24 protein-coding genes and 3 pseudogenes are annotated in these 23,704 nt (G+C 32.2%); 15 read left to right on the forward strand and 12 right to left on the reverse strand.

Annotated elements, in window-relative coordinates:
- The first annotated feature begins 78 nt into the window (after positions 1-78).
- The 6 genes from ABWH96_RS04405 (at position 79) to ABWH96_RS04430 (ending at position 5,962) form a co-directional block, all read left to right on the forward strand.
- Complete coding sequence (locus ABWH96_RS04405; protein WP_375580286.1) at positions 79-1,662, forward strand: peptide chain release factor 3; 1,584 nt, start codon at positions 79-81, stop codon at positions 1,660-1,662.
- Positions 1,663-1,955: 293 nt separating this feature from the next.
- Complete coding sequence (locus ABWH96_RS04410; protein WP_375580287.1) at positions 1,956-2,651, forward strand: RluA family pseudouridine synthase; 696 nt, start codon at positions 1,956-1,958, stop codon at positions 2,649-2,651.
- A gap of 92 nt (positions 2,652-2,743) precedes the next feature.
- Positions 2,744-3,208, forward strand: a complete 465-nt coding sequence (locus ABWH96_RS04415; RefSeq protein WP_375580288.1) for a hypothetical protein — start codon at positions 2,744-2,746, stop codon at positions 3,206-3,208.
- 30 nt (positions 3,209-3,238) lie between these two features.
- Positions 3,239-3,781: a DUF4199 domain-containing protein gene (locus tag ABWH96_RS04420; RefSeq protein ID WP_375580289.1), complete on the forward strand. Its 543-nt coding sequence runs from the start codon at positions 3,239-3,241 to the stop codon at positions 3,779-3,781.
- A gap of 213 nt (positions 3,782-3,994) precedes the next feature.
- A complete protein-coding gene (locus ABWH96_RS04425) occupies positions 3,995-5,485 on the forward strand; it encodes a transglycosylase SLT domain-containing protein (protein ID WP_375580290.1) in 1,491 nt (496 codons plus the stop codon).
- A 21-nt stretch (positions 5,486-5,506) separates the two neighbouring features.
- Complete coding sequence (locus ABWH96_RS04430; RefSeq protein ID WP_375580291.1) at positions 5,507-5,962, forward strand: hypothetical protein; 456 nt, start codon at positions 5,507-5,509, stop codon at positions 5,960-5,962.
- A gap of 128 nt (positions 5,963-6,090) precedes the next feature.
- Here the strand turns inward: ABWH96_RS04430 and ABWH96_RS04435 are convergent, their stop codons facing one another.
- The 7 genes from ABWH96_RS04435 to ABWH96_RS04465 form a co-directional block, all read right to left on the reverse strand.
- Complete coding sequence (locus tag ABWH96_RS04435) at positions 6,091-6,858, reverse strand: hypothetical protein (protein WP_375580292.1); 768 nt, start codon at positions 6,856-6,858, stop codon at positions 6,091-6,093.
- A gap of 879 nt (positions 6,859-7,737) precedes the next feature.
- Entirely contained in the window at positions 7,738-7,896 is a 159-nt protein-coding gene (locus ABWH96_RS04440) for a hypothetical protein (RefSeq protein ID WP_375580293.1), read from the reverse strand.
- A gap of 92 nt (positions 7,897-7,988) precedes the next feature.
- Positions 7,989-9,197, reverse strand: coding sequence for a carboxypeptidase-like regulatory domain-containing protein (locus ABWH96_RS04445; RefSeq protein WP_375580294.1), 1,209 nt, complete (start codon positions 9,195-9,197; stop codon positions 7,989-7,991).
- A 59-nt stretch (positions 9,198-9,256) separates the two neighbouring features.
- On the reverse strand, positions 9,257-9,442 hold the full coding sequence (locus ABWH96_RS04450) for a hypothetical protein (RefSeq protein WP_375580295.1): 186 nt from the start codon (positions 9,440-9,442) through the stop codon (positions 9,257-9,259).
- A 292-nt stretch (positions 9,443-9,734) separates the two neighbouring features.
- Entirely contained in the window at positions 9,735-9,914 is a 180-nt protein-coding gene (locus tag ABWH96_RS04455) for a hypothetical protein (RefSeq protein WP_375580296.1), read from the reverse strand.
- 39 nt (positions 9,915-9,953) lie between these two features.
- On the reverse strand, positions 9,954-11,141 hold the full coding sequence (locus ABWH96_RS04460; protein WP_375580297.1) for a hypothetical protein: 1,188 nt from the start codon (positions 11,139-11,141) through the stop codon (positions 9,954-9,956).
- A gap of 2 nt (positions 11,142-11,143) precedes the next feature.
- Complete coding sequence (locus ABWH96_RS04465; protein WP_375580298.1) at positions 11,144-13,054, reverse strand: hypothetical protein; 1,911 nt, start codon at positions 13,052-13,054, stop codon at positions 11,144-11,146.
- Between the two features lie 723 nt (positions 13,055-13,777).
- Between ABWH96_RS04465 and ABWH96_RS04470 the strand changes: the two are divergent.
- Positions 13,778-14,323: pseudogene (locus ABWH96_RS04470) on the forward strand (IS982 family transposase).
- 100 nt (positions 14,324-14,423) lie between these two features.
- Here ABWH96_RS04470 and ABWH96_RS04475 read toward each other — a convergent pair.
- The 5 genes and pseudogenes from ABWH96_RS04475 to ABWH96_RS04495 form a co-directional block, all read right to left on the reverse strand.
- A pseudogene (locus ABWH96_RS04475) lies at positions 14,424-14,636 on the reverse strand (ATP-binding cassette domain-containing protein); the annotation flags it as partial.
- Between the two features lie 184 nt (positions 14,637-14,820).
- Complete coding sequence (locus tag ABWH96_RS04480; protein WP_375580299.1) at positions 14,821-15,420, reverse strand: trimeric intracellular cation channel family protein; 600 nt, start codon at positions 15,418-15,420, stop codon at positions 14,821-14,823.
- 18 nt (positions 15,421-15,438) lie between these two features.
- Positions 15,439-15,891, reverse strand: coding sequence for a YciI family protein (locus ABWH96_RS04485; RefSeq protein WP_375580300.1), 453 nt, complete (start codon positions 15,889-15,891; stop codon positions 15,439-15,441).
- A gap of 25 nt (positions 15,892-15,916) precedes the next feature.
- The gene (locus ABWH96_RS04490) at positions 15,917-16,681 is read right to left on the reverse strand and encodes an alpha/beta fold hydrolase (RefSeq protein ID WP_375580301.1); all 765 of its coding nucleotides are present in this window, start codon (positions 16,679-16,681) and stop codon (positions 15,917-15,919) included.
- A gap of 138 nt (positions 16,682-16,819) precedes the next feature.
- The gene (locus tag ABWH96_RS04495) at positions 16,820-17,539 is read right to left on the reverse strand and encodes a pyridoxine 5'-phosphate synthase (protein WP_375580302.1); all 720 of its coding nucleotides are present in this window, start codon (positions 17,537-17,539) and stop codon (positions 16,820-16,822) included.
- 56 nt (positions 17,540-17,595) lie between these two features.
- Between ABWH96_RS04495 and ABWH96_RS04500 the strand changes: the two are divergent.
- The 8 genes and pseudogenes from ABWH96_RS04500 to ABWH96_RS04535 all read left to right on the forward strand — a co-directional run bounded on the left by ABWH96_RS04500 (position 17,596) and on the right by ABWH96_RS04535 (position 23,644).
- Positions 17,596-18,049: pseudogene (locus tag ABWH96_RS04500) on the forward strand (GatB/YqeY domain-containing protein).
- Between the two features lie 44 nt (positions 18,050-18,093).
- Positions 18,094-18,627 (forward strand): CvpA family protein, encoded by a 534-nt coding sequence (locus ABWH96_RS04505; protein WP_375580303.1) that lies wholly within the window; start codon positions 18,094-18,096, stop codon positions 18,625-18,627.
- A complete protein-coding gene (locus ABWH96_RS04510; RefSeq protein ID WP_375580304.1) occupies positions 18,624-19,220 on the forward strand; it encodes an anthranilate synthase component II in 597 nt (198 codons plus the stop codon). The genes ABWH96_RS04505 and ABWH96_RS04510 overlap by 4 nt, the downstream gene beginning before the upstream one ends.
- Before the next feature lie 115 nt (positions 19,221-19,335).
- On the forward strand, positions 19,336-20,103 hold the full coding sequence (locus tag ABWH96_RS04515; protein ID WP_375580305.1) for an alpha/beta fold hydrolase: 768 nt from the start codon (positions 19,336-19,338) through the stop codon (positions 20,101-20,103).
- Positions 20,100-20,762 carry a cbs domain containing protein gene (locus ABWH96_RS04520; protein ID WP_375580306.1) on the forward strand — a complete coding sequence of 221 codons (663 nt, stop codon included), beginning with the start codon at positions 20,100-20,102 and terminating at the stop codon, positions 20,760-20,762. Before ABWH96_RS04515 ends, ABWH96_RS04520 begins: the two co-directional genes overlap by 4 nt.
- Complete coding sequence (locus ABWH96_RS04525) at positions 20,755-21,642, forward strand: NAD kinase (RefSeq protein ID WP_375580307.1); 888 nt, start codon at positions 20,755-20,757, stop codon at positions 21,640-21,642. Before ABWH96_RS04520 ends, ABWH96_RS04525 begins: the two co-directional genes overlap by 8 nt.
- Positions 21,643-21,703: 61 nt before the next feature.
- The gene (locus ABWH96_RS04530) at positions 21,704-22,924 is read left to right on the forward strand and encodes a hypothetical protein (protein ID WP_375580308.1); all 1,221 of its coding nucleotides are present in this window, start codon (positions 21,704-21,706) and stop codon (positions 22,922-22,924) included.
- A 3-nt stretch (positions 22,925-22,927) separates the two neighbouring features.
- Positions 22,928-23,644, forward strand: coding sequence for a DUF6089 family protein (locus tag ABWH96_RS04535; protein WP_375580309.1), 717 nt, complete (start codon positions 22,928-22,930; stop codon positions 23,642-23,644).
- Positions 23,645-23,704: the final 60 nt, after the last annotated feature.

Below are 23,704 nucleotides of genomic sequence, written 5' to 3' on the forward strand. Positions count from 1 at the left end.
TCTTTTCTTTTGATTTCCACTTTCAATTCCTATTGCCAATCATTATTCGTAATTTTGCAGCTTGATTGAGGAATCCATATGAACAAGTTAGAACAAGAGATTAGCAAGCGAAGAACTTTTGGCATTATTGCCCACCCAGATGCCGGTAAAACCACATTAACGGAAAAGCTTTTACTTTTCGGAGGAGCTATCAATAAAGCTGGAGCTGTAAAGTCCAATAAAATTGATACCGCGACCAAATCCGATTGGATGGAAATTGAAAAACAGAGAGGTATCTCTGTGGCTACTTCCGTAATGGGATTTGAATATAAAGATTTAAAAATCAACTTGTTGGATACGCCTGGTCACCAAGATTTTGCTGAGGATACTTACCGAACTTTAACCGCTGTGGATAGTGTTGTAATGGTAATTGATTGCGTTAAAGGGGTAGAGCAACAAACTGAAAAGTTGATGGAGGTTTGCCGGATGCGTAATACTCCAGTGATTTGCTTCATCAATAAACTAGATAGAGAAGGAAGAGACCCTTATGATTTGCTCGATGAAATTGAAGAGAAATTGGATATTCAGGTTCGCCCGCTTACATGGCCGATCGGAATGGGTAAAACCTTCAAAGGGGTTTATAATTTATTCAGTAAAAATTTATTGATTTTTAAACCTAGCAAGCAACAACTTACCGCTGAAGGAATTGAAATAAAAGATCTAAGCGATGAGAACTTAAATAAAAATGTTGGGGATACTTTGGCTGATCAGCTTAGGGAAGATGTAGAATTAATTGAAGGTGTTTACCCAGAATTGGATAAAGAAGAATATTTATCTGGAAAGGTGGCACCTGTGTTTTTTGGCTCGGCTATCAATAGTTTTGGAGTAAAAGAAATGCTAGATACTTTTATCAATATTTCTCCACAGCCTAAAGAAAGATCAACAGAGGAAAGAATAGTTAAGCCTAATGAAGAAAAATTCACTGGTTTTGTATTTAAGATTCATGCCAATATGGATCCTAAGCATAGGAACAGAATTGCCTTTGTTCGTATTTGCTCTGGTAAATTCCAAAGGGGAAGTAGTTATTTGAATGTAAGACACGATAAAAGATTCCGTTTCTCAAATGCTACAGCCTTTATGGCACAAGATAAAGAAACCGTAGATGAAGCTTATCCTGGCGATATCGTAGGTTTATTCGATACGGGCAATCTTAAAATCGGAGATACGCTATCAGAAGGCGAAAAAGGTATTTATAAAGGAATTCCATCCTTCTCTCCTGAGATTTTCAAGGAAGTAATCAACAAAGACGCCATGAAAACCAAGCAATTGGACAAAGGCTTAACGCAGTTGATGGATGAAGGTGTAGCGCAATTGTTTACTTTCGAGATGGGAGCCCGAAAAGTAGTAGGGGTAGTGGGTAATCTTCAGTTTGAAGTAATTCAACATCGTTTGAAAAATGAATATGGAGCTTCTTGTGAATTTGCTCCTATGAATTTGTACAAGGCCTGCTGGTTTAGCAGTAATGACAAAAAAAAGTTGGACGAATTTGTAAAATCTAAGTACCGCCACATTGCAAGAGATAAAGATGGAAAAATGGTGTTTATGGCCGAGACTAAATCTTGGATGCAAATGGTGGAAGATAATTTTCCTGAAATAGAGTTCCATTTCCAATCAGAATTTTAAGCTAGAATTAAGAGACTAGAAACTAGAATCAAGCCAGAGCTTTTCCAAAGTTTAGAATTTTGGAAAAGCAATTATATCTGAGCTCGGTTCATATGCAAGTCTAATCTTCAGTACTGACAAAATGGAGTGCTATAAAGGTCAAAAGATAGAATGATTATAATTTGCTTCTGACCTATTTTCACAATTGGAAATTAATGGTTTTATACTCCATCAGCCAACTTCAACACCTTTTCACTACAAAACTTCGTCACTTTAAATATGTTATATACCCAATTTTTCCGACTTTTGTCCTTATGAACTATCAGGAGTTTTTACAAATCGTAATGTATGAAGACAATCACCTTTTGGTGGTGAATAAACCTTCAGGGATGCTAGTGCAGGGAGATCAAACTGGTGACACTCCAATCTCGGAGCATGCTAAAGAATACTTAGCTAAAAAATATGATAAGCAAGGCAAAGTATTTTGTGGAACACCTCACAGAATTGACCGTCCAGTGAGTGGTACTCTTGTATTAGCAAGAACCTCTAAAGCTCTGGAAAGAGTTTCCAAATTATTTCATGATGGTAAGGTTGATAAAACCTACTGGGCTATTACAGAAAAAAGACCTCCTAAAACTGAAGATACCATCACACATTGGCTCAAGAAAGACTCAAATAAAAACCTAACGCATGCTCATATGAGTGATAAAAAAGGTGGATTAAAATCAACTTTATCATACAGACTAGTTCGAGCCTTGGGAGATAGAAATTTAATTGAAGTAAAACCTCATACTGGGCGTCCACATCAAATTAGGGTGCAATTGGCCAGAATAGGGTGCCCTATTATTGGTGATGTAAAATATGGCTTTCCAAAACCCACCAAAGATGGATCAATTGCCTTACATGCTAGATCAATTAGCTTTGAGCACCCAGTTAAGAAGGAACCTTTTAATGTGGTAAGCCCTATTCCAAAGGCATTCGTTTGGTCATTCTTTGAAGATGTAGTGTAAGAATAGAATTAAAGAACATTTTACCATTGGTGTAAATACCATTGTATTCATATTAAAAAATTCTTTAATTCCATTTTCACTAAAGTTCTTTTATGAAAATTTTACTGATTGCTTTTTTTGCTTTCTGCATTTCATTTTCTGCATTCACTCAAAGTTACGCATCTGATTCCATTCAAATAGCTGGAATTATTAAAGATGTTTTTGATGGGATGCGTGAGTCAGACACCATGAAAATGGCACCACATATGCATCAGAATGTGAAAATGCAAAGCCTCAATGTAGATGGGGAAGGCAATAATGTTAGCCAATTAAATGGTGCTTCAGGATGGCTTAATGCTGTTGCCAAAAATAAAGGTGAGCCTTGGAATGAGCAGGTAGATAATTTAAGGATACTTTCTGATGGTGCAGTCGCCACTGCATGGATGGATTATACCTTTTATTTAGGAGATAAATTAAGCCATTGCGGAATCAATTCATTTCAATTCATCAAAATAAATGAAAAATGGAAAATTATTTATATAATTGATTCAAGATTCAAAAAAAATTGTTCTGAATAACTTTAAACTATAACCTAAACTATATTAAAAATGGAAAATCAAGAAGAAACAAATACTGGTCAGCATTCTATAAAGTGGGGAGTCATATTAGGATTAATTTCCATTATTATTACCCTAGTTATTTATTTAATAGACATAACTTTATTAGCTAAATCTGGTGTAGGCCTAATTTCATTAGTAATTTCAATTGCTATTTTAATTTATGCTGGAAGAGATTATAGATCAAAACTTGGTGGATATATGTCGTTCAAAGAAGCATTTTTACATGCTTTCGTTGTTTTGATAATATCTGGTTTTTTGGGTGTTTTATTTAATATTTTACTATACAATGTTATCGATCCAGGCATTGTACCTATTTTGGTTGAAGCTCAAATGACTAATACAATGAAAGCTATGGAAACTTTTGGAGGAGGGTCTTCTGAAATGATGGATGGAATGGCTGAACAATTTGAGGAAAGTTTTACAGTCATAGGACAAGCTAAGGCATTTCTATGGTTATTAATTTTATACGCTATTGGAGCATTAATCATTGGTGCGATCAACAAAAAGAAAAATAAAGAAGAAGAATTTTAAAACTATCAAAAACCATATTTAAAAGCCATTCAATGCCATGTTGAGTGGCTTTTTGTTTTTCCAATAAAATATTGAAATAAACCATTTTTCATTTTTTCAGTATTTTATAAGGGATATAGGTTATCCAACGAAATATGTATTCAGTCGAAAAAGCTTTGGCTATTTCCTCACTGAAATATTAATTGGCTATATTGTCAACCTTAAAATGAAGATATGATGAAACTATTCAACAAGTCTTTTTATATATTTTTAACAGTGGTAATTAGTTCTACTTGGGCATGCTCCACTAAAACTGACACTCAAACTCAAGATATATCCTATGATATTGAACCTGTTGATTTTGACTTTGGTAAAATAAAAGAAAGAGGATATTTAACGGCTGTAGTAGACAACAGTGCAACGAGCTACTTTATTTACAAAGGCCAACCCATGGGCTATGAGTATGAAATGCTTAATTGGCTAGCGGATGATCTTGAAGTTGAATTAAAAATAATCAAAGATAACAGTATTTCTTCTGCTCTAGAAAAAATTAATAGGGGAGAAGCTGATATTGCTGCTTTTAATCTAACTGTTACAAAGGACAGAAAACAATTTGTAGATTTTACGAATCCACTCTATTTTGTAAGGCAAGTTCTCGTACAAAGAAAGCCTGAAAACTGGAGACAGATGAAAATCCATGAAATAGAAAATGAATTGATCAGAGACCCTATTCAATTAACAGGTAAAGAAGTTCATGTTAGAAAAAGCTCGGCTTTTTCTACTCGATTGGCAAACCTTTCAGATGAAATTGGTGGTGACATCGTGATAACTGAGGATAGTAGCAGTTTGGAAGTAGAAACCTTGATTAAAATGGTAGCAGAGGGACAAATTGATTACACTGTTGCTGATGAGGATGTAGCAATGCTTAATGCTACATATTATCCAATTATAGATGTTAAAACCCCCGTTAGTTTTTCTCAACAAATCGCATGGGCACTTCGATCTAATGCAGACACTTTAGAGAATAAAATCAATAATTGGTTAGAAGAAAGACAAAAAGAAACAGATTATTATGTGATTTATAATAAGTATTTTAAAAATCTTAAACGCTCTGCTAATAGATCTTATTCTGAATTTTCCTCTGTAGGTGGAGATAAATTATCTCCATATGATGATCAAATTAAAGAGACAGCTGAAAAGATAGGATGGGATTGGAAATTATTAGCTGCCTTAATATATCAAGAAAGTAAATTTGACCCTAATGTAGAATCTTGGGCAGGGGCTGTAGGATTAATGCAAATGATGGAACCAACAGCACATGAATTTGGAGCTACAAATCTATATGACCCAGATCAAAGTTTAACGGCAGGTGGAAATTATATCAACTGGCTTCAAAAGGCCTTTACAAAACATGTTGAGGACAGCGTAGAGCGGCAAAAATATATCTTGGCAGCATACAATGTAGGTATTGGCCATATGCAAGATGCTATACGCTTAACAAAGAAATATGGTGGAGATCCATCAAAATGGGATGGAAATGTTGAAAAATATTTATTATTAAAATCTCAAAAGAAATATTATACTGATCCAGTTGTGAAATATGGATATTGTAGAGGGGAAGAACCAGTAAATTACGTTAAAGAGATATTAGAAAGACATGAGCAATATATTTTATTGTTAAATTCACCTGATATTGAGGATGACTCAAAAGCACCAGTTATTTAGAGCATAATTTTTATATAAAAAATGTCAAAAATAGATCAACTTTTTAAAGAATATACGCAAGAGCGTTTTATTAAATTAAACAAAGAGCAATTTGTTTATATAGTAAATCTTTTTCCTGCTCTTAGAGTAGTAATGTCTGACGGAATAGTTGATCAAGAAGAATGGATAACAGTTAAAAGGTTAGCTAAGATACTAGGAGATGAATTTGCCTCAGAGGATTTAGGAGATGAAAAAGAAGAAAATTTGATGCTTATTTACAGGGCTGAATTCAGACATTTAATCAAAAACTTAGATAAATGGGAGGATAAATTTCTAGCTGCTTTAAAAGATTATTTCCATGAAAATGAATCATCCAGAGAATTTGTGGTGGAAACCATGTATCTTTTTGCCAGTGCTTCTGACGGTGTTTCACAAGAAGAAAATGAAGTAATCGAATATTTAACAAAAGAATTAGGCTTGGAAGATATTGAGCTTTAGAATTATAAGAATGACATCCTTTAGGTAATTTAATAAGCATAAAAAAAGCTTCATTGAAATCAATTTCAATGAAGCTTTTTAATTATAAACTGATTGATAGTTATAACATATTGAAGTATAACTATTTCCTATTCCTCCATTTCAACATCAATTATATTATCATCTTTTTTCCTATCTATCAATTTGTTCAAAGGGTCAACTCCTGCTTTAACTGGCTCACCTCTCACTTTTAAAGTAATAGAATGCTCTCCAGGAGCTATTTTATGCTTTTCTAGATACAGTGGATTGGTTCTCTTTCTGCCACTCTCATCTCGATCTTCAGCAGCAAAAACACCAATATCCATATAATCACCATCATATTTGGCAGGAGTTTCTTGACCAGTGCTATCAGCATAAAGCTTCTGTGAGGTTAATTTTATGGTCACTTCATAGATGCCATCTTCTAGTTTTTTAGCAGTGGCCATTTCAGCCTTATTTTCATAAAGCGTGATTTTCTTCCAAGTATCTTCCAAATAATACTTTAAACTATCAGGGGTAACCGATTCAAAATATCGATATAAATCATGGCTACCTGCAAAAGGTGGAGTTTCTTTATGAGCGAATTCATCTCTAAAGCCTCGGATAGCTTTGTTCATCAAACTATCGCCTATGAAATCTCGCAATCCATAAAGGATCAAACTACCTTTTCTATACCATTGATAAGATCTATTGCAATCAATAAATACATTTTCCTTCTTTGATTCGAATGCCCTACCTCTTAAATAGCCATTTAATTCATCCTCAAGGAATCTTTTCATATTCGCCTTTCCATATTTTCTTTCTGATAAAACTAAAGCAGTATACTCTGCCAAAGATTCTGAAATAAGATTGGCTCCACGAGTAGAGTTAGGCACCACCTGATGCCCCCACCATTGGTGTGCTAATTCATGGGCAGTTACAAAATAAGCATAATCAAAATCATCAGGATCACTGAAATCAGCTATCCAGCCAAAGCCCTCAGAATAAGAAACCTTATAAATATGATTTAGTAGAGCTTATGATTTTGATCTCAGTTTCCCCACATGAGATCAGAAGAAATTAGGCTAAAATCAAATTGAGGTTTATCGCCTTTTTCATAATATAATTAATCATTTGTATTTAGATACATATTATCTCTTTTATGCATAAAAAAGCATATAATAATAGTTTACAATATAGTTTTATGCAATATGTAATGAATAATATGATAGAATATTGTAATTGATAATCTTTAAATTTAACTGATATGATCAAAGAAAGAAATAGTTAAGCTCAATTACAATTTAAAAATTATATGGTCAAGAGTGCATCATTTCAAACCAGACATGTATGAATCAATTATTATAAGTCCTCAAAACGTTTTCTTTTAGAAGATTTAAATTATTTCTTCTTCCGTTGTTAAATTGCTGTTAGCATTTTATATCTATTCTGAGCTCTTACCAAAGGAAATATAAGATATTACCAACTCGAAAGGAGATTGAGCTATAGAAATTGAAAACTCTACATTTCCATTACTAATGGTCCTGATCCAATACAACCCCATAAATCTTGGCTGAAGGAATGGAATCTGAATTCTTTTATCAAGAATACGACCTTCAATTGTTGTGCTCCGATATTTAGCACCCATAAAATTTTTTGAAACAAATAGAGTACAATTATCCGTATCGGTAGATAATAGTGAAAAGAAAAATAGCCTCAGCTTTCATTAAGGCTATTTTTCTTTTTTTTACTGAGCTAATTATTCCTTCACATTGTCATTATATTGCATTAGGATCTACGTCAACCGGAGGATCGAAAATTGTCTCTTGGGACCATTTTCCAAACTCAACTCTTTCTTCAAGTTCTTCTAATTCAAATTTCCGAGCTAATTCAAAGATGTCCCGGGAATTTTCTGATGTATTTTTAAAATCTGTCATAATAATATAAAATTTAAGTGAAGTTTATTTTAAGTCTTAACTTTTCTGAAATTATATTACAAATTGTTTTAAATTAGAAAACAATTATAATTTCAATTAAAATAACTACCGAAAGCATTTTCTTCCTCAAAAGTTCGGATTATTTTTTCTTCCTTTTCAATTCTTTTAATTACTGGGTTTTTGCTCCAAAAAGCAGGACGATATTTAGCTTTTTCAATATCTGAGATAGTAAGGTCATCTAATTTTGGTTCAGAAAGCCGCCTTAATTTTTTATCTGTAAATTCATATATCAAAAATTTAGATTCTACTCTTGAGGGATATTTGGTATTATTTACCCAATAGTCATAATCATAAATGGTTCTAATTTGATTAATTACACCACTAGAATTATCAAAACTAATAATCCATCTATATTGTGAATTATCAACTCTCACTTTTACTTCAGAATCCATACCAGTAATATTTTCTGCACCTAATCCATTATTAATTATGGCCTCATATTGTATTAATTTACCCTGATTAACTGAGAAAATAACCTCAGAGGAAATCCATAAATTAGAATCACTATTTTCATCTAATTGAGGAGGGTTACAATTCATTATTACGAAAGTCTCCTCATCAACCTTATATCTATCAATTATCTCAAAAGTATAATTCTGAAGGCCTTTTTCTGAAAAAGGTGTGATAATAGATGAATTTTCTCCACTAATTATTTTAATCATAGTTGTTGCAAAGGGAAAATTTTGAAAAATCATATAGGGTGATTCTTTGGTAGTTTTTTTTCTTGCAAACCTTGCCTGATTCTGTTTTATTCCCTTTACCTCATTTCGACTAACGGAAACTTTATAAAATGCTTCTACATATTCAGTTGCTAATGTATCTTGGTATGAAACTTGCCTATAGAAACCATAGCCATATCTGGCTGAATTTGTTTTCAGCCAGCTAGAAATTTTACTTGCAATTTTATTGCCTTCATTTCTTGCAATAACTTCATCAAGCATAATCTTTTCAGCTAAGATGCTTATTTTATTATATTTATTTAGATGAATAACTTTTATAATTTTACCATAACCTACATGGGAAAAAACTACTTCAATACTATCAGAATTAAAACTATCTGGAATTGAAAAGCTAAATTCACCTTCTTCATTTGAAAGTGTACCGATTTCTAGTTCTTCAGAGTAGATATGTATAAACGAAATAGGTTCATTTGATAAGCTATCTTTTACTATTCCTTCTATCTTTTGTCCTGAACAAACAATTGAAAATAAAAAAAATATTAATAAATAAATTATTTTCATATTAATTAATAAATTTAAATATATCAGACTCTAATTAGAGTCTGATATTAAATGTGTATCTATTCTCCAAATGTAGTCGATAATTTTCCACCTACATAAGCACCTTTCTCTTGACTGTATCCACCTTCTGCAGATGCAGTCCACTTACCAAACTCAACCCGTTCCTCAAGCTCCTCTACTTCAAATTGCTTTGCTAATTCAAAGATTTCCTCCGATTTTTGATTTTCATTTCGCAAATTTTTCATCGTAATATAAAATTTATAGTTTAAAAGGATGTTAATTTAATTCACTTTACCCATCCCTTATAAGTAAAGTTCTCTTTAAAATGTAACTTGAAAACTTATCTCGATATTTAAAACTAAATGTTTACACCTTTTGTCTATTTTAAAATAATCCAATTCGGATAAATTAAAAATTTTTAGCCCAATATTAAGATGTACTTATAATAATTAGGTATCGTACATGCTACATTTTTAATCATAATTCAATTAAGTCGGATTTTATCAAATACAATGTTTTGACTAATCCCAAATACCCTTAGAACGTTTTAGATATTCCAGCTTTCACATACGCACCCTCTTTTTGATTAGCACCAGCTTCAGCAGAAGCTGTCCACTTACCAAACTCCACTCTTTCCTCAAGTTCCTCTACTTCAAATTGTTTTGCTAGCTCAAAAATTTCTTGAGTCTTTAGATTTTCATTTTGAAAATTTTCCATAATTAAAATATTAAATAGTTTAAAGGGATGTATAACAATTTAAACTTTACCCATCCCCGTTAAATAAAGTTTACTTTTTCTCATAATATAACTTATAATCAATTTCAAGATTATTATGTAAAAACCTAATATTAAAAGGTTGTCAAAATTAAATAATGGAGTTAGGCTTTCCGAAATTTTTGCATCTTCATAAAATATCACAGAAATTGATTCAATAAACCGACTCGGAAATTCAATAATTTTATATTGATATTTAAAAATCAGCCAACCTAAATAAAATGATATTAGTAAAAAGTTAAGCGAACCATAAACTAAGTAATAAATATTTTTTCTATTTAGTTTGATTTCCTTAAAAAAGAAAATAGGATTTTTGATAAAATTCAATACCACTTTGTTTGATCTTTTTAACAAGTTTGGAGTATTGGTGATATCTGATAAAACCCAATAGCCATCATATCTTATAAAAGGATTTAACTCTGTTAAGGATTTAATTAGAATAGTGAAAGATACTAAAAGTAAAAATGCTTGGTTTATAATTATTGAAGTAGCTATTAAAATAGTTGAATAAAATAATTCTAGATAAATGCCCGCTAAATTAGTTATAATTCTTTTGTTTTTATCTAATGTCCAGATGTTACTTACATCTGCATATAGTATAGGAAATACCAAGTAGAATCCAAAACCAATTTCACCATGTTTAATTTTAAAATATTTGCAAGCCCCTATATGCCCTAGTTCATGTATCAACATTGTTGAATAAAGTAATATTGTATAAATTACAAAATGTTTTATTTCTAAGTTTTTTAAATCCAAATTAAAATATTGTATCAAAAATATTACATTCAGTATCAATAAAAGCACAAACGAATACCAAAAAAAAGTAGGGTTAAATAATTTAGTAAATGGGCTGGATAATACACTTGCAATCCTTTCAGGTATCACTTTAACTTTAAGAGAAAGAAAAGTTTTCTTTTTAAAATTTGTTTCTTCTATTAACAAATCTTTGTCTGCAAAATTTTTTTTAAGTAATTCTTGTAAATCTTTAAATGTGATTTCTTTGTTAAATCTTACATTAAAATTTTCAAGAATTTGAGAATTTTCTTTAGAAGATTTAATAATTTCCAATAAGTCTTTAGTTTCACTATTAACCAAAATATGGTTATTATTTTGGGTAACAACTAACCATTTAACAGTATCAAATTTCTTTATCTCAAAATCTTTCAACATAATTAAATGATTTTGGATTTAAGTGAAAGCAATGATTTCAAAACCGTTACTGTGGTAAATATCCTATTATGATCGTCAACTAAAACATTCACACCAAAAGAACTTTTCCTCCATTTTGTAACCTCTGAATGATTAATTACTGAAGTTGCTGGAATAGCTAAAATACGAATTGATTTCCAACTTCCATCTTTCATTTGATTTCTTAAGATATAATCAACACTTTTCATAATTGATGTTCTATATTTTTGGAAATCACACTCAACTAAGGCATTCATTGCAAGCGCAGTATAGAAATTAGATTTTTCACCTAAAAATGAATCACTCCAAGATCCATCAATATTCTGCTCCTTGATTAAGTTATCGGACAATCTGTATGCATGGGTAATATATTCAGATTTCTTTTGAAATGCCATTATCGCAAAGGATGTAGCATAGATATGACTAGTCCACCAGTACGATGGCAATTTATCATTTTCAATATTCCCAAGAAGAAATTTATAAGTCTTGTCGTTGTACTCATTTAATTCGGAGGTATTGCAAAAAATGTATGCATTACTTGCCGAAATACAACACTTACTTTGAGTCCAGCCCGCTATACTAATATCACTGTCTAAGTTTAATCTCTTTCTTATTTTATTCTCATTATTGTATGTGCACCAACCACCTTTATTACTTTGATAGGCTACTAGTTCATTTATTTGTTCCGAATCGAGTTTAAAATCATTTTTGGTTAGAGCTCCTAATAGGAAAGCCAAAGAGTCTCCATCATTAATTATAGAATCGTTAAATCCAAATTCGCTTTTTTCACCGTTAACTGTTTCAATAAATAGTTTTGAATTGAATAATTTTTTTACGATTCTTCTTGACTCTTTATATCCCGACAACATAAAGCAACTATATGCTGAAATCCAGTTCTTCCCTTCTCCTGCAGAAGTTATAAAGTCATTTAATTGATTATCTTTGCTAATATCATTTTCAATTTTCTCTAATCCATAATCAATTGACTCATTAAGGGTGGTTCCAAAATTCTTAAAATTTTTTCTTAATAGTTCTTCCGAATTTCTGAATTTAGATCTAGTCTTCATAATCAGAAGATTTATTTCATTAATCTGAGATTGAATAGAAAATATCTCCTCTTTAAGAAATTGCTTTAGCTCCAAAAGATTTAATTCTAAGCACAATTCTAAGCTTTTATTCAATTTATCTTGAGCATTTCTTAACATTTCTGCAGCTAATCCAGATGAATAGAAATATTGTTGAAAAAATCTATTTTTATTAATTTTTTTAACTTCAATTTTATTATCCAATAAACTCCTGTAGGTCAATACATGAGGGTATGTTATTTGCTTACTATTCAAATCATCATAAAAATCAGCAACATCATCATTATACTGGAATGCAATATGAATTAATCTAAGACATTCATAAACTTTCTTATTATTCTCATTTGAGTTCGATAAAAAACCTAATGCTGAAACTATTGCGAAGCACAAAGAAGATTTTAACTCTGAAAGATTTTCATATTTACACTTACTAAACGAACTATCCTCCATCGATATTTTTTTTTCAATTTCAAATGCCTTATAGTAATCGTTTTTATACTTTTTAAAATCAATCCAAAAATTGTGGTGATAAGGAAATAACTGACTTAATCGTACAGAAATAGATTCAAGGTCATGGATACAAGCAATTATATCTTTTTTATCTACCTCAATATTATCTAAACAAGAATCTAATTTTAAAATTGATTTAAAATAAGAATAGCTTATATAACGAAGTTCAGAAATTTTATTCTCATCTATATTGGGGTAAGCTGACTTAAATAAATCGACAAGTGCAGTATAGAAATAGTTTTGCGAAGACTTACTCGAGACTTTACTAAAAGTAGGTTTTGATTGATGTAATATTTGCATTAAATTAATATATTTTTTGTATGACAATACTAGTAGCAGATACTTAAAAAAACAAAATATTTATAAGTTTTTTCTATAGAAATTCTTTATAATGAGTATAAGATTTACTTATATCCATTAAAGCACCTGATATGGAGCTAAAACATTATATAGTCATAAGACATAAAGCCTAAGTAATTTTATACAATAAGATTACAGAGCAATATAACTAATGTAAATTTACTTTAAAAAATACATTTTAATAGAAGAAACCATTTATCAATATCTAATCCTATGATTATCTAAAATAATGGTATTATAATTGTACCCCTGATTTATGTATTACTTTTGATAATACCTCTTAACCTGAGTTTAATAATTAAAATAAATATTTGCTAAATTTTTCATAAATTGCATAGAATGTCATGCTTTTTTGTACATAAAGTTTTTGAAAAACTATAACATAAATACTTAAACATGACTCTCACAGACGATAAAATTTCGGTGATTTTCTATCTTATCGATTAATTTACAGCAGAATATAAAAATTCCATTAAAAATCATACTTTTGGTAAAAGACCCAAGAGAAGGTTAGTTGTGAGTAATAGTGAAGTTGTTACTATCACGGTTTATTTCAATTCGAGTAGTTTTAGAAACATGAACCATTTTTATCTCCACCATATCCAAAAGCATTTATCCCACTTATTCCCTGAGACTGTTTCCTAGTATCCTTTTGTTGAATTGATGCAAAGTTTCACCAAGCCCATTGTACTTTTTCTAAGGACCTGCAGTCTGGGTAAGGGGACTGGAGTTTCTTTTGTAGACTTGACCACTATTAGAGTTTGTAAAAACAAAAGAATCAAACGTAATAAGGTTTTTAAGGATATTACCGAGATAGCAAAATCAAGTATGGACTATTTTTATGGTTTTAAGCTACATTTGGTCATTAATGACCGTGGTGAGCTACTGAATTTCATCATTACCCAAGGCAATATGGATGATAGGGAACTATTGAAAAACAAAAGCTTTATCAGCGAGCTAAAAAGGAAGTTATAAACCGATAATGGATATATTTAAAAGGATCTGGCCAATATCCTATTTGTGGATGGCATCCATTTAATAACCAATGTTAGAAACAATATGAATAATGTACTCATGGAGAAACGTGACAAGATTGTGATTTGAAAAAGATCGATCATAAAAATGGTAAACAACGAGCTCAAGAATATATGCCAAATAGAACATTCCAAACACCGATCATTTGAAAATTTCTTCACTAACCTTGTTTAAGGTCTGATTGCTTACAGTTTCTTCCCTAAGAAACCTTCAATAAATATGAAACCGACTTCACTGATCATATAGCAATATTTTAAAAATGCAGTTTTTCAGCTTGAGGGTTTTCCATCACGTTAATATCATCCAGCATAATACTGCCGGAATCAGCATCTTGTAATGTTGCTATGGTTCGCATTAAGGTAGATTTGCCTGCTCCATTTGGACCCAACAAACCAAACATTCCCTTTGGAATAGTTAGCGAAACGTTGTTTAGTGCCTGCACTCCATTGGAGTAGGTCTTGGATAAGTTTTGGATTGATAGTTGCATTTTGCTTTATTAGATTAGTGAAAAAACAAAGCAATATAATTATTTTTTTATTTAGTACAGATGTTTTTATATGAGTGGGTTTGACTTTGCTTTGTAACTTCAGTTTTAAGCCAGAGTCAAGAAATAGAATTATTTATGGTAATTGAATGAACAATAATTTAATAACTACTGAAGATTTCTACACTTAAATTTTAGGAAAGTTAATATGGTATTTAACTGCCAATAATCGAGCGGACATTATAAATGAAGCAGTTACTATAAAATTAATATCCCTTTCAAGTTCAAAGTAATTTAATAAAGTATAGAGCATACCACCCAAAAGACAAACGCTGGCATAAATTTCCTTTCTGAAAATAACGGGAGTTTCATTAACCAAAGTATCACGAATTACGCCTCCAAAAACGGCTGAAAACATGCCCATTATAGCAGCTATTTCCCATCTTACACCCATCGATAATGCTTTTTCAACTCCAGCAACGGTAAAGAGAGCAATTCCCATTGAATCGAAAAGGCTTAGAGTCCTTCTTAAATTTTGAAGAAACTTATTGAAAAAACTCGTCAGCAAAACCCCAAATAGAATAGTGTAGATAATATTCATGTCGCCAACCCAAGATAATGGATAGCTTCCCAACATGATGTCCCTTAAAGTTCCGCCTCCAATAGCAGTCACAAAACCAGTAAAACCAGCACCAAACCAATCTTCTGATTTATCTTTTACAGCTAATGCACCTGAAATGGCAAAAACTAATGTCCCTAAAAGCTCAAGTGCATATTGAATTTGCATAAATCAACTATTGTTAAACTATGGTCGGATTTTTTCGATTTTGGAATGTGTTTCCAAGTAAACAGGTAAAGCGGCTGATCCATACCAATTGTAAATGTCATAAGCCAGTAAATCTGCTTTTATGGCAGGATCAGTAAGTAAAAGCTCTGCTACTTTTGCTTTGTCAGGCTCATCAAAAATATAGATCCCTCGGTAATCATTACTATTTTTACCCAAAGGACCAGCCACAATCAATTCACCTGCTTCAGCTAGTCTGCCAATATTTTCCATATGTCCTCTGAACAAACTGTCAACTCTCGCTTTGTCCTCTATATTTCCACCACCTGTTTTCAGCATTACTAAAGTATAAGACTTCATCCCATAATCATCAGCGCCTAATGAGTCGGCTAAATTCTTATCATAATTTGAATTTTGAGAGAGTCCCAAAAATGGGGAGACTAAGAAAAGGCAAAGCAAAAGTAGATTCTTCATGTTTTTTATATTTAAAATGTGATTTTCATTTCAAAAAGTCTTCAATTAAACTTAAAAATTCTTCTGGTTTTTCAGCATGAATCCAATGACCAGCGCCTTCCACCATTTTAATTCTAGCATTTGGGAAGAAATTATTGATGGCTATGTGGTCTTCTGATTTGATATAATTGGAGTTTTTACCACCTATGAATAATGTATCTTTTTCAGTAGTCAATCTCTTTTCCAAGCCTTTCCCTACCACCTCAATATTCTTTTCTAAAACGGATAAATTGATTTTCCATTCGAATTCTTTTTTATCATTTCTGGTCAGGTTTTTTAGCAAAAACTGTCTTACTCCTTTTTCAGGCACATATTCTGACAATTTTTTATCTGCATCGCCTCTAGATTCAAGCTCGTCTAATTTAAGACTACAAAGTCCTTCTAATATTGAATCATGATGAACAGGATATGCTTTTGGAGCAATATCCACCACTACTAATTTATCATATAAATCAGGATGCTGAACGGCAAAATACATAGCTGTTTTTCCGCCCATTGAATGACCAATTATATGAGGGTTTTCAATTTTGTTGGATTCAATAAATTCTTCCAAATCTTCCGCCATTACCTCATAATTGTGTACATCATCATGCGGTGAATCACCATGGTTTCGTTGATCTACCAAATAGACTTTAAATTTTTCCGACAGTTTCCGTCCAATTGTCATCCAATTATCCGAAGAACCAAAAAGTCCGTGTAAAATAATTAGCGGCTGTCCGCCATCACCTAATTCTTTATAATTTAATTTCATTTCATTCTATATTAGATTTAAGAGTCAAGATTTAAGAATCAAGACAAGTTTCATTTATCCATTTTAACCAAAGTCCAAGTATCTAGAACAACAAATTCCATCACTCAACTTCCTACTTCAAGCTCCCTACTTCTAACTTCAATCTTCCCTTAATTCTCTCAAATAAAGCTGAATCGTATTCTCCAACCCAAAATAAAGCGCATCGCAAATTAAAGCATGGCCAATGCTAACTTCATCTAGGAAAGGAATTTTTTCTTTCAAATATTTCAAATTTTCTAGGCTCAAATCATGCCCAGCATTAATTCCAAGACCTACTTCTTGAGCCTTTTTAGCAGCCAAAACAAATGGTTCAACTGCTTTTTCTCTATCCTTAGCGTAATTGGCAGCATAAGGTTCTGTATAAAGTTCAATTCTATCAGTGCCAATTTTGGCAGCTGCCTCTATAAGTTTAAGATCAGTACCAATAAAAATAGAAGTTCTTACTCCCATACTTTTCAATTCGGAAATCACATCTTTCAAAAAGTCATGATGTTTGATGGTATCCCAACCCGCATTGGAAGTTAAAACGCCTGGAGGATCAGGTACTAATGTGGCCTGAGCAGGTTTATTTTTTTCGACTAATTCTAAAAATCGCTCATCAGGATAGCCTTCGATGTTAAATTCAGTAGTCACAATTGGTGCTAAATCGTAAACATCTTTTGTTGTGATATGTCGTTCATCAGGGCGGGGATGGATAGTAATTCCTTGTGCGCCAAAACGTTCGCAATCCTTGGCAACATTGACTACATTAGGGTTTTCACCGCCTCTTGCATTACGCAAAGTGGCAATCTTATTGATATTGACGCTTAAGCTTGTCATAATTTTATTTTTATATGATAACTTTGTCGGCAAGTTAATGATTTTAAAAATTTACTATGAGCTTAAAACAACAAATTGATACGGATATTAAAAATGCAATGAAAGCTAAAAATAAAGAAGAGCTTCAAGCATTGCGTTCTGTAAAGTCTATGATTTTATTAGCTGAATCAGAAAAAGGTGCAGAAGAGAACCTTACTGAAGATGCTGAAATGAAATTGTTAATGAAAGCAGCTAAGCAGAGAAGAGAATCTGCAGATACTTATAAGAGTAATGGCAGAGACGAATTGGCTCAAGCAGAATTATTCGAATTAGATGTAATCGAAAGATATTTACCTAAACAAATGTCTGAACAAGAGCTTCGTTCAAAATTAGAGGATATTATTTCTAAAGTAGGTGCTTCTGGTCACTCAGGATATGGGAAAAGTAATGGGAGTTGCCACTAAGGAATTAGCGGGCAAGGCTGATGGGAAAATGATTTCTCAATTAGTAAAACAAATATTGGCCTCTTGAAATCTTCAAAGATTCCATCTGCCCTTTAAAAATAATATTTTCAGATGAAAACCCTTGATATCATTTTGCTGATACCCTTGTTTTTTGGTGCTTATTTAGGCTTCAAAAAAGGATTGCTATTAGAGATAGTTTCTTTAGTGGCTTTAGTTTTAGCAATTATTGGTGCTTTTAAATTATTGGATTTTGGTATGGAAGTATTGCAGCCCTATTTTGATAATTGGGAGCAGGCTTTGCCTATAATTTCCTTTATTTTACTCTTTATTGCTATTTTACTGATCGTAAATTTGATTGGAAAGATTGTCAAAAAGATTTTAGATATGACCCTTTTAGGAGGGCTTGATAATTTTGCTGGAGCCGTAATAGGGTTGTTGAAATGGGCATTTGGTGTAAGCTTAGTGCTTTGGATGGGAGAGTCAATTGAAATCAGTGTTTCAGCTGAAATGGCTGAAGGAACTTATATTTATCCTATTGTGGCTTCTATTGCTCCTTTTATGGTAGATTTAATTTCAACCTATATGCCATTCATTCAGGATGTTTTCGATCAGTTAAAATCTCAATTTTTATTTGATCAAACATGATTTTAATTGTAGATAATTTTGATTCTTTTACTTATAATTTGGTTGATTATTTCAATCAGCTTGGAGAGAAATGCGAAGTTGTCCGAAATGATGTTTCGCCCAAAAAAATAGATTTAGGTAAATATTCAGCATTGGTTTTATCGCCAGGACCCGGCAAACCTGAGGATGCTGGATTTTTAATGGAGTACATCAGAAATTATGAGAATAAGTTACCTATTATTGGGATTTGCTTAGGTCATCAAGCAATAGCTAAACATTTTGGGGCAAATGTGGTAAAAGCTATAAAGCCAATGCACGGGAAAATATCAACTATTCATCAGTTGATTGATGATGAATTATTTCATGGTATGAAACAGGAATTTAAAGTTGTAAGATATCATTCTTTGGTAGTTGATAATCTAGAAAAAACTATGCTAATGCATTTGGCAAATACTTCTGAAAATGAAAACATGATTTTCAAACATAAATTTCTTCCAATTTATGGAATTCAATATCATCCAGAAGCAGCTCTCACAGACTATGGATTGAAAATTCTATCAAATTGGAAAGCTATAGTAAATAGAAAAAAGGAAGCAATAGTGAATAAATTGTAGTAGTTTAAAGGAAATTGATATATTTAACCCTATTAAATCTTCTAGCGTTTAATTAAAAGTCAATATTGCATCGCATTAAAGAAGATTGTATATTATTAGTGAATTAAATTAGATTATGGAAATACATAAACAAGGAGAATATAGTTATATAGATGAAGGATCAGGTGAGCCATTAGTACTTTTACATGGTTTGTTTGGGGCTTTAAGTAATTGGGAAGCGGTTGTTGGTAAATTTTCCCAAGAATATCGCGTTTTAATTCCCTTACTACCTATTTATGATATGCCAATCAAACAAGCTGGACTAGGTGCATTAACTGATTTTGTGGAAGGATTTGTAGCCCAACAGGGTTTGGATCAAATGACCTTAATTGGAAATTCATTGGGAGGTCATGTTGCATTAATTTATACTTTAAGACATCCTGATCAAATTAAGCGATTAGTGCTAACAGGTAGTTCAGGTCTTTTTGAAAACACTATGGGCGGTTCTTTTCCTAAAAGAGGGAGTTATGATTATATTCAGGAAAGAGTGGCCTATACTTTTTATGATCCGAAAACAGCAACAAAAGAGTTGGTAGATGAGGTTTTTGAAACTACCAAAAGCATTCCAAAATGTATGCGAATTGTGGCTATAGCCAAATCGGCTCAAAGGCATAATATGCGAGAGGAAATTAAGAAAATTACCGCACCAACCTTATTAGTTTGGGGCTTAAATGACACCATTACTCCACCAATGGTAGCACATGAATTCGATAAATTAATCCCAAATACTACCTTAAAATTTATTGATAAATGTTGTCACGCTCCTATGATGGAACGTCCGGAAATCTTTAACAATTATTTGGATGATTGGTTGAAAAGTACAGAACTTGTAGAAACAGCATGACAATAGATTTAATTAACGATATGATCCCACCTCTTAAGGTGACTGATGATGCCGCTAAAGCATTAGTGTGGATGGAAGAATTGAGGCTTCATGCACTTCCTGTTATAAAGGATAAAAAATTTCAAGGCTTCTTGACTGAGGAGATGATTATTGATCAAAATAACGTGGATGCTAAAGCAGGTGACTTTATTCTTAAGGGAGAAGAATGCTTCGTATTTGATTATCAGCATACGTATGAAGCGGTTAAAAAAGCCACCGATTTTGATTTCGAATGTGTGGTGGTGGTCAATGAAGATAATGAATACTTAGGAGTAGTTGTATTATCTGATGCATTATCAATATTTTCTCAATCCGCTTCTATTCAAAGCGAGGGCGGAGTTATTGTGCTATCCTTAAATCAGGCGGATTATTCATTGACTGAGATAAGCCGATTAATTGAATCCAACGAAGCACAAATAATGGGTTCTAGCTTAAATATTGATAAAAATGAACCTACTAAATTCAGGTTGACCCTGAAAATCAATAAAATAGATTTAACTCATATCATTGCCACTTTAGAGCGTTTTGGTTATAAAGTGGTAGCCAAATATCAAGAAGTAAAATCAATATCCAATGAAAAAGAAAGATTGGATATGCTAATGAGATATTTAGATGCCTAATTCAGTTAAAATTGCACTTCATGGCAAAGTATTTAATGATGAAGTCAAACCCCATATCAAGCGAGTAGTAGATTTTTTAACTGGCTCTAGTGTAGAGTTAATAGTTTCTCAATTATTTGCTAAAAAATTTACCGAATCTTTTCCTGAATATGCTGATTTTGAAGTTTTTAAAAAGTTACAAGCAGAGGATAATGTAGATTATCTCATAAGTTTAGGGGGGGATGGCACTTTGCTTGAGGCAGTTAATTATGTAGGTGATTTAGAAACTCCAATTTTAGGAATAAATACAGGTCGATTAGGTTTCTTAGCCACTACACCAAAGGATAAAATAGATAAAGCACTTTCGGATTTATTAAAAAAGAATTATAAAATTGATAGCAGAGCATTAATTTATTTAGAAACAGATTCAAAAGTGTTTGGTGAAAAACCTTTCGCTTTAAATGAATTTGCAATCTTAAAGACAGATTCTTCTTCTATGATTACAGTCCATACTTATGTGGACGGGGAGTACCTAAATTCCTACTGGGCAGATGGATTAATTGTAGCTACCCCAACAGGATCTACAGGTTACTCCTTGAGTTGTGGTGGCCCCATAATTTTACCACATTCCAATAATTTTGTAATTACTCCAGTGAGTGCACATAACCTGAATGTCAGGCCATTAATCGTTTCAGATCAAAGTGTAATTTCTTTTAAAATTGAAGGACGCAGCAACAAATTTCTTGTATCCCTCGACTCAAAATCCCATTCTGTCGATTCTTCCATCAAAATGTCAGTTAGAAAAGGAGAATTTAAAGCAAATTTGATTACGTTTGATCAATTGAACTATTTTGATACACTTAGGCAAAAACTGAATTGGGGCTTAGATTTAAGGAATTGATTGCCACATAATTAAAATATTTCCCTTATTTTTGCTCTTTAAGTAAAGAACCAGTATAGATATGAAGAAACTAATACTTGCATTTTCTATTTTAATGTCAGCTTTGATGATTTTACCGGAGACTGCTGACGCTCAAATTTTTGGAGGAAAAAACAAAAGAAGAAAGAGTAGTCGGAAAATTGGTTCTTTTGCAGGATCCAAAAAGCTTGTAAATCCCGAAATATCATATTATGCAATTGGAGGAGGAATAAATGCATTAAATTATTTCGGTGAAATTGCACCTAGACCTACTTCCCTTAGTACAGATATTTCATTCACTCGCCCTGGGATAAATTTGTTTTTAAAGCAAAAATTTGGTGACAGGTATAGCTGGAAAGTGAACTTTATGTGGGGAAGGCTTCAGGCATCAGATACAGAAACAATTGGATCAGATAATTTCACAACTGAAAACGCAAATAGGTATTTAAGGAATTTAGATTTTAGAAACGACATATTTGAATTATCATTTCAAGGTCAATTAGACTTGATTAAGCATGGAGGTAGATTTTCTTCTCGTCCACCTTTTAATATCTATGCTATTTTCGGAATAGGCTTAATTTATCACAATCCTAAAGGAATGGTCCCAGAATATTTCTCAAGAGACCCATTCTTAGCCAATAATCCTCAAGATTTCCTAGGTGGAAATTCTCCGAGGTATATTGAGCTAGATCAAGCTGGTGAGTGGGTTAGTTTACGTGATTTAGGAACGGAGGGGCAGTTTTTTGATGCTGAAACTCGTCAAGAATATAAAGATTTATATGAGAAAGAATTGCCTCAGCCGTATAGTAGATTACAAATTGTTATTCCAGTAGGGATAGGAGCTAGATATAAACTGACCAATAATTTAGATTTGGCATTGGAAATAGGCTACCGACATACTTTTACCGATTATTTGGATGATGTAAGTGGTGAATACGTTGATTTATCAGGTTTTAGTGGCTCAAATGCTGCTTTAGCTATGGCAATGTCAGACAAATCAAATCAGTTTGATGCAAATACCTTTAGTGAAAACATTCTTCCAGCGCTCTACACTCAAAGAATTAATACCTATAATACTGCTCTAAACCCTGATTTTACATGGAGTAGAGCCGCAGGATATGGTAAAGCTTCGGGAGTTGGTAATGATGATTTAAGACGTAATAATAGAGGAAATCAAAATGATAATGATATTTATATTACAACAAATATCTCTATCACATACATTTTGGGCGGTGGGCTCGTTAGAGGAGCAAAGTTTAGATAATTTATGTTGAAATCTTCTTCCATAAAATATAGATGTCTAAAGTGCATCTTCTTCTTTATAATCTTCCTTCTTCCATTAAAAGAAACCTTAGCTCAGTCTAAAGAATTCGGTGGAGGTTTGGCTAGCTTTAATTATACAGGTGATCTCATACGTACGTATTCTGTAGAGAATCAAACTTTAGGGGTCAATCTATTTTATGCCAGAAATTTTGAAGATGGATGGGGAGGTAAATTGAATTTTGCTGCTGGAAGAATAAAAGGAAGTGATCAAAATCCAATAGATCCACAAGCCCAAATTAGGAATGCATCATTTCAAGACTTTATTACAGAAATATCAGGCCAAGCTACTTATGAGTTTTTAGATTTTAGAACTGACAGGGCATTAGTTAAATTTACTCCTTATCTATCAGCTGGAGCGGGTTTTTTCCTAATTAATAGAGCTGATAAAAATGCCGATTATAGTGACATACAATTAATGATTCCTTTTGGTGGGGGTGTTAAGTATAGTTTAGGGCCATTATGGACTTTAAATTTAGAGTTTTCAGCCAGAAAATTATTTTATGATTATTTGGATAATATATCTATTCAGCAAGTAACTGATAAGAGAAATTCCGATTTCCAATTTGGAGATTGGAATGATAATGACTGGTATTATTTTACCGGTTTTTCAATAAGTTATACTTTTTGGGCAGTGGATTGTCCAGTGCCTTTAAAAAAATAAAAAGTAGAAACTCTTCACAAGTTTATTAATAGTAATGATTTTTGTACATTGCGGCCTTAT

Origin of the sequence: Marivirga tractuosa (assembly GCF_042140215.1) — a bacterium.
Taxonomy (GTDB): domain Bacteria; phylum Bacteroidota; class Bacteroidia; order Cytophagales; family Cyclobacteriaceae; genus Marivirga; species Marivirga tractuosa_A.